Origin of the sequence: Rhodococcus sp. MS16 (assembly GCF_013277795.1) — a bacterium.
Taxonomy (GTDB): domain Bacteria; phylum Actinomycetota; class Actinomycetes; order Mycobacteriales; family Mycobacteriaceae; genus Rhodococcus_F; species Rhodococcus_F globerula.
Genome location: NZ_VBTM01000005.1, coordinates 146,109 through 162,425, shown reverse-complemented (window position 1 = coordinate 162,425; position 16,317 = coordinate 146,109). Strand labels below are relative to the sequence as shown.

The 16,317-nt window shown below is 60.6% G+C and carries 13 protein-coding genes; all 13 read left to right on the top strand.

The features are described 5' to 3' along the window. The first annotated feature begins 51 nt into the window (after positions 1-51). The 13 genes from rplL (at position 52) to rpoB (ending at position 16,222) form a co-directional block, all read left to right on the top strand. A complete protein-coding gene (gene rplL, locus FEZ60_RS13510) occupies positions 52-438 on the top strand; it encodes a 50S ribosomal protein L7/L12 (RefSeq protein WP_033236464.1) in 387 nt (128 codons plus the stop codon). Between the two features lie 255 nt (positions 439-693). Beyond that, positions 694-1,809 (top strand): ABC transporter ATP-binding protein, encoded by a 1,116-nt coding sequence (locus FEZ60_RS13505; protein ID WP_275586646.1) that lies wholly within the window; start codon positions 694-696, stop codon positions 1,807-1,809. A 9-nt stretch (positions 1,810-1,818) separates the two neighbouring features. Then, complete coding sequence (locus tag FEZ60_RS13500; RefSeq protein ID WP_033236462.1) at positions 1,819-2,613, top strand: ABC transporter permease; 795 nt, start codon at positions 1,819-1,821, stop codon at positions 2,611-2,613. A gap of 5 nt (positions 2,614-2,618) precedes the next feature. Beyond that, positions 2,619-3,479 (top strand): ABC transporter permease, encoded by an 861-nt coding sequence (locus tag FEZ60_RS13495; protein WP_033236461.1) that lies wholly within the window; start codon positions 2,619-2,621, stop codon positions 3,477-3,479. Then, positions 3,476-4,837 carry an MCE family protein gene (locus tag FEZ60_RS13490; protein WP_172936286.1) on the top strand — a complete coding sequence of 454 codons (1,362 nt, stop codon included), beginning with the start codon at positions 3,476-3,478 and terminating at the stop codon, positions 4,835-4,837. The genes FEZ60_RS13495 and FEZ60_RS13490 overlap by 4 nt, the downstream gene beginning before the upstream one ends. Next, complete coding sequence (locus FEZ60_RS13485) at positions 4,834-5,913, top strand: MlaD family protein (RefSeq protein ID WP_033236459.1); 1,080 nt, start codon at positions 4,834-4,836, stop codon at positions 5,911-5,913. The genes FEZ60_RS13490 and FEZ60_RS13485 overlap by 4 nt, the downstream gene beginning before the upstream one ends. Continuing rightward, positions 5,910-6,905 carry an MCE family protein gene (locus FEZ60_RS13480; RefSeq protein WP_045070990.1) on the top strand — a complete coding sequence of 332 codons (996 nt, stop codon included), beginning with the start codon at positions 5,910-5,912 and terminating at the stop codon, positions 6,903-6,905. The genes FEZ60_RS13485 and FEZ60_RS13480 overlap by 4 nt, the downstream gene beginning before the upstream one ends. Beyond that, on the top strand, positions 6,905-8,152 hold the full coding sequence (locus FEZ60_RS13475) for an MCE family protein (protein ID WP_033236457.1): 1,248 nt from the start codon (positions 6,905-6,907) through the stop codon (positions 8,150-8,152). Before FEZ60_RS13480 ends, FEZ60_RS13475 begins: the two co-directional genes overlap by 1 nt. Beyond that, positions 8,149-9,381 carry an MCE family protein gene (locus FEZ60_RS13470; protein WP_141484741.1) on the top strand — a complete coding sequence of 411 codons (1,233 nt, stop codon included), beginning with the start codon at positions 8,149-8,151 and terminating at the stop codon, positions 9,379-9,381. The genes FEZ60_RS13475 and FEZ60_RS13470 overlap by 4 nt, the downstream gene beginning before the upstream one ends. After that, positions 9,378-10,625, top strand: coding sequence for an MCE family protein (locus FEZ60_RS13465; RefSeq protein ID WP_033236455.1), 1,248 nt, complete (start codon positions 9,378-9,380; stop codon positions 10,623-10,625). The genes FEZ60_RS13470 and FEZ60_RS13465 overlap by 4 nt, the downstream gene beginning before the upstream one ends. A gap of 103 nt (positions 10,626-10,728) precedes the next feature. Then, positions 10,729-11,382 carry a hypothetical protein gene (locus FEZ60_RS13460; RefSeq protein ID WP_242484599.1) on the top strand — a complete coding sequence of 218 codons (654 nt, stop codon included), beginning with the start codon at positions 10,729-10,731 and terminating at the stop codon, positions 11,380-11,382. Between the two features lie 36 nt (positions 11,383-11,418). Then, complete coding sequence (locus tag FEZ60_RS13455) at positions 11,419-12,282, top strand: hypothetical protein (RefSeq protein ID WP_172936284.1); 864 nt, start codon at positions 11,419-11,421, stop codon at positions 12,280-12,282. 433 nt (positions 12,283-12,715) lie between these two features. Then, a complete protein-coding gene (rpoB, locus tag FEZ60_RS13450) occupies positions 12,716-16,222 on the top strand; it encodes a DNA-directed RNA polymerase subunit beta (protein WP_033236452.1) in 3,507 nt (1,168 codons plus the stop codon). Positions 16,223-16,317: the final 95 nt, after the last annotated feature.

Here is a 16,317-nt window from a genome sequence, read left to right as displayed (position 1 = left end):
CCCGCCCGGTCGCGGATCAGCGACATGGGACTTACAGGAAGGACCGCCACAATGGCGAAGCTCAGCACCGAAGAGTTGTTGGACCAGTTCAAGGAGCTCACCCTCCTCGAGCTCTCGGAGTTCGTTAAGGCATTCGAGGAGACCTTCGAGGTCACCGCTGCTGCTCCCGTCGCCGTCGCCGCTGCAGGCGCACCGGCTGCCGGCGCAGAAGCTGCTGAAGAGCAGGACGAGTTCGACGTCGTCCTCGAGTCGGCTGGCGACAAGAAGATCCAGGTCATCAAGGTCGTCCGTGAGGTCGTTTCCGGCCTCGGCCTGAAGGAAGCCAAGGATCTCGTCGAGAGCGCTCCGAAGGCAATCCTGGAGAAGGTTTCGAAGGAAGCAGCTGAAGCTGCAAAGGAAAAGCTCGAAGGCGCCGGCGCAAAGATCTCCGTCAAGTAAGACGGTTTTCTCCGCTGCTCACCTCGAGTAGTCGAAAGAGGGTCACTTCCTACGGGAAGTGGCCCTCTTTTTTATTGGGCGCACCCGGCGGGAATGTCCGGATCGGCGCAGGTCGGATGCGTGTCCGATTCAGGGTGCGTGTTAGTTTGTGCTTCGTACTTACTCGTTAGTAGTATTCGCAGTCACGGGTAACACTTCCATGCGATAGAGTGACCCAACCCACATCGGGTGGATGCATCGGACGGCGCGGAGGTAGTGGTGGGAGTAGAGGTAGCGGTAGACGGGCTGACTAAGTCTTTCGGGTCGCAGAGGATTTGGCAGGACGTGTCGTTGACGCTTCCCGCCGGTGAGGTGAGCGCATTGCTGGGGCCCTCGGGTACCGGTAAGTCGGTGTTCTTGAAGTCTTTGATCGGTTTGCTCCGCCCCGAGCAGGGTTCCATCGTGATCGACGGCACGGATATTTTGCAGTGTTCCTCGAAGGAGCTCTACGAGATCCGTAAGTTGTTCGGTGTGCTGTTCCAGGACGGTGCGTTGTTCGGTTCGATGAATTTGTACGACAACATCGCGTTTCCGCTCCGTGAGCATACGAAGAAGTCGGAATCCGATATCCGCAAGATCGTGATGGAGAAGCTCGATCTGACGGGTCTGGTCGGTGCGGAGGACAAGCTTCCCGGTGAGATTTCCGGTGGTATGCGTAAGCGTGCCGGTCTGGCGCGTGCACTCGTGCTCGATCCCGAGATCATTCTCGTCGACGAGCCGGACTCCGGTCTGGACCCGGTGCGTACGACGTACATCAGTCAGACGTTGATCGATATCAATGCTCAGTCCGATGCGACGATTCTCATTGTCTCGCACAACATCAACCTTGCTCGTACGGTTCCGGACAACATCGGGATGCTGTTCCGCCGTCAGTTGGTGATGTTCGGTCCTCGTGAGGTGTTGCTCACGTCCGACGAGCCCGTCGTCAAGCAATTCCTCAACGGCACGATGATCGGTCCGATCGGTATGTCGGAGGAGAAGGACGAGGCTCAGATGGCGCACGAGCAGGCGCTCGTGGATGCCGGTCACCATGCCGGTGGTGTCGACGACGTCGAGGGCATCGTGCCGCAGATGAAGGCGACGCCCGGTAATCCGGAGCGTCAGGCTGTTCGTCGTCGTCAGGAACGCGTCCGTCAGATCATGCACACACTGCCGGTGAACGCGCAGGCGGCAATCCAGGACAGCCTCAACGAGGAGGCGGGTCAGTTCAACCATGCCTACGCGGACGCGAGCGAGTACCAGGGGGAGTGGGACGGAAGCTCGCAGGATACACAGGTAATTCCAGCTTATGAGGGTGATCCCTACGGAAACACGACTCACGGACAAGGGTAGGCATAACGAATGGCGGGTACCCGCAACTCGGTTCTGAGTCCTGTACACGGGGCACTGACTCAGGCCGGCAACATCGTCGAACTCTTCGTCGAGGTCGTGAAGAATACGTTCCGGCGGCCGTTTCAGTTTCGCGAGTTCATCGAGCAAGCATGGTTCATCGCCAGCGTCACGATTTTGCCGACTGCGCTGGTCGCGATTCCGTTCGGCGCTGTCGTTTCGCTGCAGACCGGTTCGCTGATCAAGCAGTTGGGCGCTGAATCGTTCACCGGCGCTGCCAGCGTTCTTGCGGTGATTCAGCAGGGAAGTCCACTGGTGACTGCTCTGCTTGTCGCTGGTGCTGCCGGTTCGGCGGTCACCGCTGACCTCGGTTCGCGGACAATCCGTGAAGAGATCGACGCCATGGAAGTCCTTGGCATCAATCCCATTCAGCGACTTGTTGTTCCACGTGTGTTGGCGATGGTGCTCATTGCCGTATTGCTCAACGGGCTGGTATCCGTCGTTGGTATCGCGGGTGGCTACTTCTTCAACGTGATCCTGCAGGGCGGTAACCCCGGCGCCTACATCGCATCGTTCTCGGCGTTTGCGCAGCTGCCGGATATCTGGAGTGGCGAGATCAAGGCTGCGGTCTTCGGTGTCATCGCCGGGGTCATCTCGGCTTACAAGGGACTACACCCCTCTGGTGGGCCCAAAGGCGTTGGTGAGGCGGTCAACCAGGCCGTTGTCATCACGTTCCTGTTGTTGTTCTTCGCCAATCTGATTCTGACGATGGTGTACCTCCAGATCGTGCCGGCGAAGGGATCCTGACCTACATGACCATCGCACGAGGCCGCGGCGATCAGTTTCTGCTGAAGAGCCGCAAAGTAGCCAGAATGCCGCTCAACGTGCTTGATCGCGCGGGTGAGCAGATGTCGTTCTACGCGCGAGCCATTGCCTGGACACCGCGCACACTGCACCGCTACCGCAAGGAAACTCTGCGTCTACTCGCTGAAGTGACCTTCGGCAGTGGCGCATTGGCCGTCATCGGCGGAACTATCGGCGTCATCGCGATGATGTCCGGATTCACCGGCGTCGTTGTGGGATTGCAGGGGTTCGCGGCGCTGGAACAGTTGGGTAGCTCGGTCCTGACCGGCTTCCTGTCTGCCTACGTCAATACTCGCGAGATCGCGCCGATTGTTGCCGCGCTGGCCCTTTCGGCGACGGTCGGGTGTGGTTTCACCGCACAACTCGGTGCTATGCGTATCTCCGAGGAGATCGACGCGCTCGAGGTCATGGCAGTCCCGTCGGTTCCCTTCCTGGTGACGACTCGCATGATCGCCGGCTTTGTGGCCGTCATCCCGCTGTATATCGTCGGCTTGCTTGCCGCCTATCTGGCCTCGCGCGTGATCAGTACGGTATTCAACGGCCAGTCAACGGGGTCTTATGACCATTACTTCAACTTGTTCCTGCCACCGCAGGACGTGTTGTATTCGTTTGCCAAGGTTCTGGTCTTTGCTTTTGTTCTGATCTTGATCCACTGCTACTACGGATTTCACGCTTCGGGTGGCCCGGCAGGCGTCGGTGTGGCCGTCGGTCGCGCCGTTCGTGCGGCAATCGTGACGATCGCAGTGCTTGACTTCTTCCTCAGCCTTGCAATCTGGGGGACCACGACAACAGTGAGGGTGGCCGGATGATCGAGGCTCCGTCCGTTCTGCGCCGCCGTGTGCTGGGAATTGTGTTCTTCGTTGTGTTGGCGCTGTTTCTCACCTTCACGATCGGGGCGTTCAACAAGACATTCACAGACGTCGTGAAGGTCGATCTCCTGTCCGATTCCGTGGGAAATGCGTTACCGCCCAACGCGGATGTCAAGGTTCGTGGAATGTTGGTCGGTGAGGTGCGATCTGCGTCGACAACCGATGGTGTCGTCACATCGGTTCTCGCGATCGAACCGGACAAAGCCGAGTTGATTCCCTCCGACGCGACAGCTCGTTTGCTCCCGAAGACACTGTTCGGTGAGCGGTACGTCTCGCTGATCATCCCGGAGGGGACAACGGCTCCGCCTCTTTCGGCCGGAACCGTGCTTCATCAGGACAAGAGCGGCAACGCGATCGAGGTTGGCGAGGTCTTGGACGGTTTGCTCCCGTTGCTGCAGGCAATTCCGCCGCAGGATCTCGCGAACACCCTCGGTTCGCTGGCACAAGGCTTGACCGGCCGCGGCGCTGAGTTGGGGCTCACCGTTGACCGTCTCGAGGAGATTTTCCGCGAGGTCAATACCGAACTCCCCGCCGTGCAGGAGGACCTGCGCAAGTTCGCAGATTTCTCACAGACCTATTCGGAGGCCGCTCCGGATCTCGTGAATGCACTCGACACCCTGCGCACCACCGGAAACACCGTGGTGGAGAAGCAGAATCAAGTCAACACCCTGTTGGCTTCGTTGACGGCGACGTCGTCGACCACCGCTGCGTTCCTCGAGACAAACGCGCAGTCCATCATCACACTGTCCGCAGACTCACGAGAAGCGCTGCAGTTGTTGGCTCAGTACTCTCCGACGTTCGGGTGCACCTTCAAGGGATTCGCTGAAACTACGCCGAAGGCCGCCAAGATTCTCTCGGCTGACGCGCCTGATCCCGGTGTTCGGGCAAACATTCAGATTGTCAACCCGAAGGGGCGTTACATCCCCAACCAGGACGAGCCTCGACTCGTCGACAATCGTGGACCGGTTTGCTACGACAATGTCACCGAGCCCGGTCGACCCTTCCCACAGTATCCCGGCGGTTCGTACGGTGACGGCTCGTACCAGGTTCCCTCCCGCAACGGTGGCCCCGAAACGATGGAGTTCTTGCAGGCTCCGGAAGGTTCGGGACCGCAGATGTTCTCGACCAACACCACCGGTCCGGTGCAGCAAGCCGGATATGCGGGCTCGCAACTCGAAGAGGATACGTTGAAGGTCATCTACGGCCAGGCTAATGGTGTTGCACCGGAGAATGTTCCGTCGTGGACCACTATGGTCAGCGCTCCCGCATTTACCGGTGCGGAGGTGAGCTTCCAATGAGAGGTCTCGCAGCACCGCTGACAAAGCTCATCATATTTGTCGTGGTCACGATTCTGGCAACAGGATTGCTGGCGGCGAGTATCGCAAACCTCGGAGGGGGAGGCGGGACCAAGTTCAACGCCGTGTTCTCCGACGTGACCTCACTGAACGAGGGCGACGAGGTTCGGATTGCAGGTGTGCGTGTCGGTCAGGTCGAGAAAATCGCCATCGTCAACGACAACCAAGCCGAAGTGCAGTTCTCGGTCTCCGATCGAGATTGGTTGCCGGCCAGTTCCATTGCCACGATCCGTTTCCGGAACCTGGTCGGGCAGCGTTACATCTCGCTGTCTCAGGGCGAAGGCAGCCAGGGTAAGAAGCTGACCGCAGGCGAAACGCTCCCTCTCGAGCAGACCCGACCGGCCGTCAATCTCACGACCCTGTTCAACGGCTTCAAGCCGTTGTTCACGACTTTGAGTGCCGAGGATGTCAACAAGCTGTCGTACCAGATCATCCAGGTTTTCCAGGGAGAGTCGGGAACGATCAGCGAACTCGTCCGCAACACGGCCAGCCTGACAAACACGGTGGCGGACAAGGACGTTGTCATCGGCGCGGTGATCAAGAACCTCAACGAAGTGCTGTCGACAGTAAATGCGAACGACAAGAATCTGGATTCGCTCATCGTCAACACGCAGCAGTTGGTAACGGGACTTGCCAACGAGCGCGGAGTTGTCGGGTCAGCAGTCACGTCGCTCGCCGGATTGACAAATGCAACGGCGGATTTGCTGGAGCCCACGCGACCGTCTATCCAGGGATCGATCACGGCGCTGGACACTTTGGCCACAACGCTGAACCGCCGTAGCGACGACGTGAATGCAGTGCTCGAGACCTTGCCCGTGAAGCTGGACAAGTTGACCCGTGTCGCCAGTTACGGATCGTGGTTCCAGTTCTACCTGTGCGGAATCGACATCATTGCAGGTCCTGGTCAGTCGGCAACATTGAACTTGCCGACCGGGTTGCCGACGGTCAATATGCCGATCTACACCAATGCGGCCAAGCGATGCACTCAAGACGGAATGAAGGAGTTGCAGGGCCGATGAAAAAGCGTCGTAGTCCGGCAATGGCCGGCGCCATAGGCATCGTCGTGGTGCTCCTGGCAACGTTGTCTGCCTTCTTCATGGATTCACTTCCCTTTGTCGGCGCAGGGTCTTCGTACGCGGCGGAATTCTCGGAAGCTGCTGGGCTCAAGCCCGGTAACGAGGTCCGCATCGCGGGTGTGAAGGTCGGCAAGGTGACATCGGTCGACCTCGACGGTGACCGCGTTCTGGTCGACTTCAAAGTCAAGGATGCGTGGGTCGGCGATCAGACGTCGGCGTCCATCCAGATCAAGACGATTCTGGGGCAGAAGTACCTGGCTCTGGATCCGCGTGGCACCGAAAATCTGGATCCGAAGGACCGAATTCCATTGGAGCGCACGACTGCTCCGTACGACGTTGTCGAGGCTTTCTCGTCGGCCGCGGACACTGTCGGTGACATCGACACGGAGCAGTTGGCGCAGAGCATGGAAACGCTGTCGGAGGCCTTCTCCGAGACGCCAGAGGACGTCCGAGCATCATTGGACGGTGTGAGTCGGTTGTCGCAGACTATCGCGAGCCGTGATCAGGACCTGCAGAAACTATTCGAGGCAACGGGCAAGACGTCGCAAATCTTGGCGGACCGGAACAAGGAGTTCACTCAACTGATCAGCGACGGCGCTCTGCTGGTGCAGGAGTTGAACAACCGCCAGCAGGCGATCTCCCAGTTGCTCACCGGAACTCAGCGGGTGTCACAGCAACTCACCGGATTGGTCCGCGACAACGAGGCGGCAATCGGGCCTGCGTTGACCCAACTCAACGGTGTCATCGACATCCTCGAAGCCAACAACGAGAACTTGGACAAGGCTCTGAAGCTCTACGAACCCTTTATTCGCCTGTACGCCAACGTCGTCGGCAACGGCCGCTGGTTCGACCAGGTCGTTGTCAACCTCCTTCCACCTGGTCTGCCACTGATTCCGGGCCCTCGTGATCCGATTCGTACGTTGGGAGGTAACTGATGGCTGATATCACTGAAGCCGAAAGTGGCTCCAAGAAGCGAACTCTGGCGATCATTGCCGCAGCGTTGATTGGCGTGTTGGTGGTTGGCGGCGCCTTGTGGTGGGTGTTCACCCGCGCGGGCACAACAACGATCACGGCGTACTTCGACAAGTCCATCGGTATTTACGACGGTTCCGACGTGCGAGTTCTGGGCGTGAAGGTCGGCACTGTCACCTCGGTGGAACCGCAGGGCGATCAGGTCAAGGTCGACCTCCGCGTGGATCGCGGAATCGATATTCCGGTGGATGCCAATGCGGCGCAGGTGACTCCGTCAGTAGTGGCGGACCGCTACATTCAGTTGACGCCGGTGTTCACGGGCGGCGATAAGATGGCCAGCGGTTCGGTGATTCCGATCGAGCGCACCGCCACCCCGGTCGAGGTCGATCAGTTGTACGCGAGCATCAACGACCTCGCGTCGGCGCTCGGACCCGAAGGTGCGAACAAGGACGGTGCGCTGTCCAAGTTCGTCGAGACCGGTGCCGCGAACCTCGACGGCAACGGAGCAGCGTTGGGGGAGAGCATCACCCAGCTGTCCGACGCGGCTCGTACGTTGAACGACTCGAGTGACAACATCGCGGTGACCATCAAGAATCTCAATACTTTTGTCGGAGCGTTGGCGACCAACGATCAACAGGTGCGCCAGTTCAACACTCAATTGTCCGACCTCACCGGATTTCTGGCGGGCGAACGCGATGATCTGGGTGCCGCTCTGAATCAGTTGTCCTTGACTCTCGGTGATGTCGCTAAGTTCGTGGCAGACAACCGCGATCAGTTGGCAACCACCGCAGAAGGCCTGATTGCGCCGACGCAGACGCTGGCGAACAACAAGGAAGCGCTCGCCAACACCCTGACCTTGTTGCCTCTCGCCATTTCCAATCTGGTGAACTCGTATGACGCCGAATCCGGAGTTCTCGCTTCACGTCTGGCCTTCCCGGACTTGCAGAACCCGGCCGAGGTGCTGTGCAAGTTGATGGATCTCGGCAAACTGGTGCCGGGTAATCCTCAGTTCGAGGAGTTGGGACGACAGATGCAACCCGCCATCGATCAGTGTGTGGCGGTGGCCGCTATGACGGATGCGGCCGACCAGGCCAAGAACATGAATCTCCCGTTCGGAATCCTCGCCGGCCCGGAGCGTGAGATGCAGGTTGTTCCTGGCACGGTGCCGGGTGTCGTGTCACCGCGACTGAGCAGCGGGGAGGGCGAGTGAAGCGCACAGTGATTGCCGGTGCGGGACTTGTGGTTCTGCTCGGTGCGAGTGCCTGCTCGTCGGAGGGCATCTATGCGGTGCCCCTTCCGGGTGGGCCTGACGTGGGATCGAATCCCATGAATCTGACCATTGAATTCGACGACGTTCTCGATCTGGTTCCACAGTCCGCGGTCAAGGTGGACGGTGTTCCGGTCGGGCGGGTCGAGAAGATCGGAGTCGGTCCGGACGGTTGGACCGCCGACGTGCGGATCATCTTGGATTCCTCGGTAGATTTGCCGGCCAATGCCGTTGCCGCCGTGGAGCAGACCAATTTGCTCGGTGAGAAATTCATTCAGCTGTCAGCGCCTCCTAGTGGCGCGGACACTACGGCCCAGTTGTCGGACGGCGACTTGATTCCGTTGGATCGCACTCGCCACGCCACCGAGATCGAGCAGGTTCTCGGTGCATTGTCGCTGCTGCTCAACGGGGGCGGTGTCGGCCAGTTGCAGCCCATCGTCAAGGAGCTCGGCGCGGCGTTCGACGGGCGCGAGGGAACAACCAGAAGTCTTCTGGAACAGGCGAATACTCTCATCGGGGGCTTGAACGAACAGCGTGAGGACATCACTCGCGCGCTCGACGGTCTCGACGTGTTGTCCAGCCGGGTGAACGAGCAGAACGAGAAGATCGCCAAGGTCCTCGACGAACTGCCCGTGGCAATATCGGTACTCAACGAGCAGCGCCCGCAGTTGACGCAGATGCTCGCTCAGGTGGACCGTCTCGGAACCGTCGGTACCGATGTCCTGACACAGTCCAAGGACGATCTGATCGCAGATCTTCAGGCACTTCGTCCGACATTGCAGGCGCTCGCTGCATCCGGTGACGACCTCGTCGGCGCGCTCCCGCTGCTTCCGACGTTCCCGTTCCCGGACGGAGTCGAGAAGATCACGCAAGGTGGGTCGGTCAATTTGTTCCTCGCTGTCGACCTGCAAATCGGTAATACGCTCTCCGGGCTTGGTGTCGGACAGGGAGATCCCGAGTATCGCCAGCCCAAGTTCGGTGATCCCAAGCCGGTGGTGGATCCGTCCAATCCGTATTACAACGGAAACGGACCGCGACCGGGCTGGCCCACAGTGTCACTGCTCCCGATCGCGCCGATCCTTCCGCAGTTGCCGATGGCACCTGCAGCCGGTGCCCCGCTCAACCCCATTCAGGGAATGCTGGATCAGTTCGGAATCGGTGGTGGACAATGAGATCGGCTCTGGTCAAGTGGCAGCTAGTGGGCTTCGTATTGGTCGCGCTCCTAGGGCTCGTCTATGTGGGAGGCAAGTATGTGCGCCTCGACAACCTCCTGGGTTTCGGGCAGTACACGGTCAAGACGGAACTGCAGACGTCGGGCGGCATCTTCACCAATGCCGAGGTGACGTATCGCGGTGTGCCGGTGGGAAGGGTTGGTGATTTGTCACTGACGGACGACGGGATCGAGGTCGATCTGAAGATCGACAACAATGCACCGCCGATCCCGGCGTCGACGAGGGCTGTTGTGGCCAACCGTTCTGCAATCGGCGAGCAGTTCGTCGATCTGATCCCCGATACCGATCAGGGTCCGTTCCTCGAGGACGGTTCTGTGATTGCAGTGGGTGACACAGCGACGCCGGTTCCGGTCGAAGAAGTGTTGACCAGTGCGAACGGCTTGGTCCATTCGGTGCCCGTCGATGCACTGCACACCGTCGCGGTCGAACTCGGTGCAGCCTTCAACGGCAAGGGTGAGGACATCCAGGTTCTGGCCGACTCGTTGTCCGGACTCTCGCAGTCCGGCCTCGACACCTTGCCTCAGACGCTCGGATTGATCCGTGACAGCCAGACGGTGCTCACGACCCAGTCCGACCAGTCGTCGTCGATCAAGCAGTTCAGTGCCGACCTCGATGTCATTGCCGCACAACTGCGGACCAGTGACCCCGACATCAGGCGTCTGATCGACAACGGCATCCCGGCCAGCGAGCAGATCGGGGCCCTCGTCAACGAGACCGGTCCGGCACTGACCACGGACCTGACAAATCTGGCGTCGTTCGGCAGGACGTTTGCGCCTCGTGCCATTGCGCTGCAGCCGTTTCTGATCTTTCTGCCGGGGCTGGCTGCGGCGGGGCCGACAGTGGCTCCTGGTGACGGAACCGTGCATCAAGGGTTGGTGCTGGAGACAAACAATCCGTTGTCGTGCACCGTCGGGTACGAAGGCACCATGGCGATTCTCGATGACATGAAGCGTCAGGATCCCAACTTCGACGACACGCAGCAGGACTTCCCGTTGAACACAGCGGCGTCCTGTGAGGTCCCGCTGGGCAGCGAGACGGGTGTTCGCAGTGCCAACCGGGTTATCTACGCCGATCCCGGCACGATTCAACCGTGGGACTTCAAGCCGAAGGTCGATCCTGACAAGTTGAATCTCAATCCGATTGCTACCCAGTTGGCGCCGATTCTCGGAGTGACGCCGAAGTAGATGTGCCCCAGGGTGTGCTATTGGGTTGGGGCAGTTGAGGATTCGAGGCAACGGAATTGGTGCTGCCAGGATCCGGACATAACAGGTAAGTAGGGTAGTGAGCGTGATTCAGAAAAGCAGTCCGAAGGGGGTGACGGCGCCGCTTGTTGCGGTCGGCGTTCTCCTCGTAGCCGCACTAGTTGCGCTAGGTGTGTTCGGCGTCCCGTACGTGAAGGCGTTGACCACCGACCGCAACACCGCAGAGATTCGCGACGAGGCGTTGATCGGCGCCCAGCAGGTTGCGATCAATCTCAACAACGCCGACTCGGCGAATCTCGACGCGTCGATCGAGACCATGCGGTCTTCGGTTACCGGTGACGAGATGACGGTGTACCTCCAAAGTGTTCAAGATTCCATCACGGACGAACTGCGGAACTCCGGATCCAAGGCCGATGCCGAGGTGATGTCTGCTGCGCTCACCGAACTCAACACGGACGACAGGACTGCGACGGCTCTTGTGGTCGTGAAGGTCACCACTACGCAGGGCAACCAGTACGTGAAGAACCAGGTCGGTATGCGATTGGGCATGGTCGAGGTGGACGGTATCTGGAAGGCCAGTTCGGCCGAACCCGTCGGAAACCGGATCGATCTGGAGTCGGGCACATTGCCGGGCGCCGACGGCACCGGCGGTTCCGATGGGTCGACGCCGGCAACCGAATCACCAGCGCCCACCGAGGCGCCCGCACCGAGCGTAGGGGGCGATTCAGGTGGCCAGTAGTCAGCCTCGATCAGTCATCCGAAGGAGAAGCGCGTAATGCCACCGAAGCGCAGAGTCGGGATGCCGCAGGCAAACCAGAACCGTCGGCCGAAGATAGCCGGATCAGCCCGCTCGTTGAACGTCCCCGCGGGGACGCCGGCCGAGGAACCAGCGAACGTCGAGGCCGTCGAGACCGAGGTAGCCGCAACAGAGGCCGTCGAGACCGAGGCCGTCGAAACCGAGGCAGCCCCGAAGGCAAGCCTTCGGAAAGCCCCGAAGCCGAGTCTCGAGAAGGAAGCCCAGCCGAGTCCCGAGAAGGAAGCCCAGCCGAGTCCCGAGACGGCAGCCCAGCCGAGTCCCGAGACGGCAGCCGAGCCCAGCCTCGCGGAGGAACCGCCAGCACCAGAGCCTGCTCTGTCGAAGGAAGCGAGTCGCACTTCGTGGCCGCTGGTCATCGGGTTAGGCGCAGCAGCGGTGGTAGTCGCGGTGCTTGCGGGTCTGGCTTTTTTCAAGGTCGGCGCCCACATGGACGATGTGGCATGGGTCGACGAGGGGGCGACGGCTGAGGTGCTGCGGGTGACTCCACCGGCGCTCGAGGCGGTGTTCACCTTTGCGCCCGGCACCTTCGACGCCGATTTCGACAAGGGCTTGCAGGGTCTGAACCAGGCCATGCGTGATCAGCTGACCGAGTACAAGGACACACAGAAGGCCGGCGTCGAACAAACCCAGACGGCGACTACGGCGGATGTCACGGAGATCGGTGTCACCAGGCTCGAGGAGGACCGAGCGCAACTACTCGCGCAGTTGAACGTCAGTTCGACGCAGAGTGGTGTGGCTGCCGGTTCCCGTTCCGGGATGGTTGTCGTCAGCTTGGAGAAGCAGGACGGTAATTGGCTGATCTCGGAGATCCGCGACCGCTGACAAATGTGTGCGACGAGCTGGACCGGAAATAGATTCCGGTCCAGTTTTTCGTATCCGGGTCAGTGACTGGCTACACTACCGACAACGGTGTTCGAACCGAGTCGGTCGACTGTTCGAATGCCACGACTTACCTCGGCGCTCTTGACGGGGCGGTTCCGAAGGTCCAGTCTGAGCGGTGAACATGCACGGACGAGTGATCGGCAGTCTCACGTCAGCACCTGAATCAGACCCTCAGCTACACCCGACTCGACATTTCCTGAGTAAGGGTGTACTTTTGGACGTTGCGCTGGCTGCCTCCTGTCCACCCCTCGTCTCAACCGCTGCGAAGTCAAGTACTTCTTGCTTTCTGCGACGGGTTTCGTTCGGGTTGTAACCAGCGAAATTCGAAGCAGATACAGCGGCGGTCGCAACAGTACGGAGCGGCCCGCGTGAGGTGCTGGAAGGACGCATCTTGGCAGTCTCTAGCCAGACCAAGGCAGTTTCCGGAATCCCCGGAGCCCCGAAGAGGGTTTCGTTCGCGAAAGTTCGCGAACCCCTCGAAGTTCCCGGGCTTCTTGATGTTCAAACCGATTCGTTCGAGTGGTTGATCGGCGCGCAGAGTTGGCGCGAACGAGCAGCAGCTCTCGGCGACAATGCAGTGTCCGGCGGTCTCGAAGACATCCTCGCGGAGCTTTCTCCGATCGAGGATTTCTCCGGCTCTATGTCACTCTCCTTCTCTGATCCTCGATTCGACGAGGTCAAGGCCTCGACGGACGAGTGCAAAGACAAGGACATGACCTACGCGGCGCCGTTGTTCGTCACCGCGGAGTTCATCAACAACAACACTGGTGAGATCAAGAGCCAGACGGTCTTCATGGGTGATTTCCCGATGATGACCGACAAGGGCACCTTCATCATCAACGGCACGGAGCGCGTGGTTGTCTCGCAGCTCGTGCGTTCCCCCGGTGTGTACTTCGACAAGAGCGTCGACAAGAGCACCGAGAAGGATCTGCACAGCGTCAAGGTGATCCCGGGTCGCGGCGCATGGCTCGAGTTCGACGTCGACAAGCGCGACACCGTTGGTGTCCGCATCGACCGTAAGCGTCGTCAGCCCGTCACGGTCCTGCTCAAGGCACTCGGCTGGACCACGGAGCAGATCACGGAGCGCTTCGGCTTCTCCGAGATCCTCATGGCCACGCTGGAGAAGGACAACACCGCCGGTACCGACGAGGCTTTGCTCGACATCTACCGCAAGCTGCGTCCGGGCGAGCCCCCCACCAAGGAGAGCGCGCAGACCCTTCTGGAGAACCTGTTCTTCAAGGACAAGCGTTACGACCTCGCTCGCGTCGGTCGTTACAAGATCAACAAGAAGCTCGGCCTCAACGCAGGTCAGCCGATTGTTGCTTCGACGCTGACCGAAGAAGACATCGTCGCCACCGTCGAGTACCTCGTGCGTTTGCACGCTGGTGACACCTCGATGACGGCACCGGACGGCGTCGAGGTTCCCGTTGAGGTCGACGACATCGACCACTTCGGTAACCGTCGTCTGCGCACCGTTGGTGAGCTCATCCAGAACCAGATCCGCGTGGGCCTGTCCCGCATGGAGCGTGTTGTTCGTGAGCGCATGACCACGCAGGACGTCGAGGCAATTACGCCTCAGACCCTGATCAACATCCGCCCGGTCGTCGCTGCGATCAAGGAGTTCTTCGGAACGTCCCAGCTGTCGCAGTTCATGGACCAGAACAACCCGCTGTCGGGGCTGACGCACAAGCGTCGTCTGTCTGCCCTCGGCCCGGGTGGTCTGTCCCGTGAGCGCGCCGGCCTCGAGGTTCGTGACGTTCACGCGTCGCACTACGGCCGCATGTGCCCGATCGAGACCCCGGAAGGCCCGAACATCGGCCTGATCGGTTCGCTGTCGGTGTACGCACGCGTCAACCCGTTCGGCTTCATCGAGACGCCGTACCGCCGGGTTGTCGACGGCCAGGTCACCGATCAGGTTGATTACCTGACCGCTGACGAAGAGGATCGCCACGTCGTCGCACAGGCCAACTCGGCCATCGACCGTGACGGCCGCTTCACCGACGCGAAGATTCTCGTTCGTCGTAAGGGTGGCGAGGTCGAGTTCGTCTCGTCCTCCGACATCGACTACATGGACGTCTCGCCGCGCCAGATGGTGTCCGTCGCTACCGCGATGATCCCGTTCCTCGAGCACGACGACGCAAACCGCGCCCTGATGGGTGCGAACATGCAGCGTCAGGCTGTTCCGCTGGTTCGCAGCGAAGCGCCTCTCGTCGGTACCGGTATGGAGCTGCGTGCAGCCGTCGACGCCGGTGACGTCGTCATCACCGAGAAGACCGGTGTTGTCGAAGAGGTCTCAGCGGACTACATCACGGTCATGGCCGATGACGGAAGCCGCAAGACCTACCGGATGCGCAAGTTCGCGCGTTCCAACCAGGGCACGTGCGCCAACCAGCGTCCGATCGTGGACGAGGGACAGCGCGTCGATGCCGGCCAGGTCCTCGCTGACGGCCCTTGCACCGAAAACGGTGAAATGGCTCTCGGTAAGAACCTGCTCCTGGCGATCATGCCGTGGGAAGGCCACAACTACGAGGACGCGATCATTCTGTCGCAGCGCCTGGTGGAAGAGGACGTCCTGACCTCGATTCACATCGAGGAGCACGAGATCGATGCCCGCGACACCAAGCTCGGTGCCGAGGAAATCACTCGCGACATCCCGAACGTCTCCGACGAGGTCCTCGCTGACCTCGACGAGCGCGGCATCATCCGTATCGGTGCCGAGGTTCGTGACGGCGACGTGCTGGTCGGAAAGGTCACGCCGAAGGGCGAGACCGAGCTGACCCCCGAAGAGCGCCTCCTTCGCGCCATCTTCGGTGAGAAGGCCCGCGAGGTTCGTGACACGTCCCTCAAGGTTCCTCACGGTGAGACCGGCAAGGTCATCGGCATCCGCGTCTTCTCGCGCGATGACGACGACGATCTGCCTCCCGGTGTCAACGAGCTCGTTCGCGTGTACGTGGCCCAGAAGCGCAAGATCCAGGACGGCGACAAGCTCGCCGGCCGCCACGGCAACAAGGGTGTTATCGGCAAGATCCTCCCGCAGGAAGACATGCCGTTCCTTTCGGACGGCACGCCTGTCGACATCATCCTGAACACGCACGGCGTCCCGCGTCGTATGAACATCGGTCAGGTCCTGGAGACCCACCTCGGGTGGATCGGCAAGACCGGCTGGAATGTTCAGATCGCCGCTGACGGCACTCGTCCGGATTGGGCTGCGACCCTTCCGGAAGAGATGCTCGCCGCTCCTGCCGACTCGAACATCGCCACCCCGGTGTTCGACGGCGCGAAGGAAGACGAGCTCACTGGTCTCCTCGAGTCCACGTTGCCGAACCGCGACGGCGAGCAGATGGTCGGCCCCGACGGAAAGGCCACGTTGTTCGACGGCCGCTCCGGCGAGCCGTTCCCGTACCCGGTCTCGGTCGGTTACATGTACATCATCAAGCTGCACCACTTGGTCGACGACAAGATCCACGCTCGTTCGACCGGTCCGTACTCGATGATCACGCAGCAGCCTCTCGGCGGTAAGGCCCAGTTCGGTGGCCAGCGCTTCGGTGAGATGGAGTGCTGGGCTATGCAGGCCTACGGCGCGGCTTACACGCTGCAGGAACTGCTGACCATCAAGTCGGACGACGTGGTTGGTCGCGTGAAGGTGTACGAAGCCATCGTCAAGGGCGAGAACATCCCGGAACCCGGCATCCCCGAGTCGTTCAAGGTGCTCCTCAAGGAGCTCCAGTCGCTCTGCCTCAACGTGGAGGTGCTGTCCTCGGACGGCGCTGCCATCACGATGGCGGACGGCGACGACGAGGACTTGGAGCGCGCTGCGGCGAACTTGGGCATCAACCTGTCCAGGAACGAAGCGGCAACGGTCGACGACCTCGCGAACTAGGTTTCGGTCCCCGGGTTGCTCTGTGAAAGAGCGGCCCGGGGGCGTAGTTCACATTTGAATTGGCAGTCAGGTTGCCGGGTGACCGGCAACCGTAA

Bases quoted from the DNA above. Each gene is read 5' to 3' on its own strand.
- FEZ60_RS13480 (WP_045070990.1), top strand. From the start codon at position 5,910: ATGAAAAAGCGTCGTAGTCCGGCAATGGCCGGCGCCATAGGCATCGTC.
- FEZ60_RS13485 (WP_033236459.1), top strand. From the start codon at position 4,834: ATGAGAGGTCTCGCAGCACCGCTGACAAAGCTCATCATATTTGTCGTG.
- FEZ60_RS13490 (WP_172936286.1), top strand. From the start codon at position 3,476: ATGATCGAGGCTCCGTCCGTTCTGCGCCGCCGTGTGCTGGGAATTGTG.
- FEZ60_RS13475 (WP_033236457.1), top strand. From the start codon at position 6,905: ATGGCTGATATCACTGAAGCCGAAAGTGGCTCCAAGAAGCGAACTCTG.
- FEZ60_RS13495 (WP_033236461.1), top strand. From the start codon at position 2,619: ATGACCATCGCACGAGGCCGCGGCGATCAGTTTCTGCTGAAGAGCCGC.
- FEZ60_RS13465 (WP_033236455.1), top strand. From the start codon at position 9,378: ATGAGATCGGCTCTGGTCAAGTGGCAGCTAGTGGGCTTCGTATTGGTC.
- FEZ60_RS13500 (WP_033236462.1), top strand. From the start codon at position 1,819: ATGGCGGGTACCCGCAACTCGGTTCTGAGTCCTGTACACGGGGCACTG.
- rplL (WP_033236464.1), top strand. From the start codon at position 52: ATGGCGAAGCTCAGCACCGAAGAGTTGTTGGACCAGTTCAAGGAGCTC.
- FEZ60_RS13455 (WP_172936284.1), top strand. From the start codon at position 11,419: ATGCCACCGAAGCGCAGAGTCGGGATGCCGCAGGCAAACCAGAACCGT.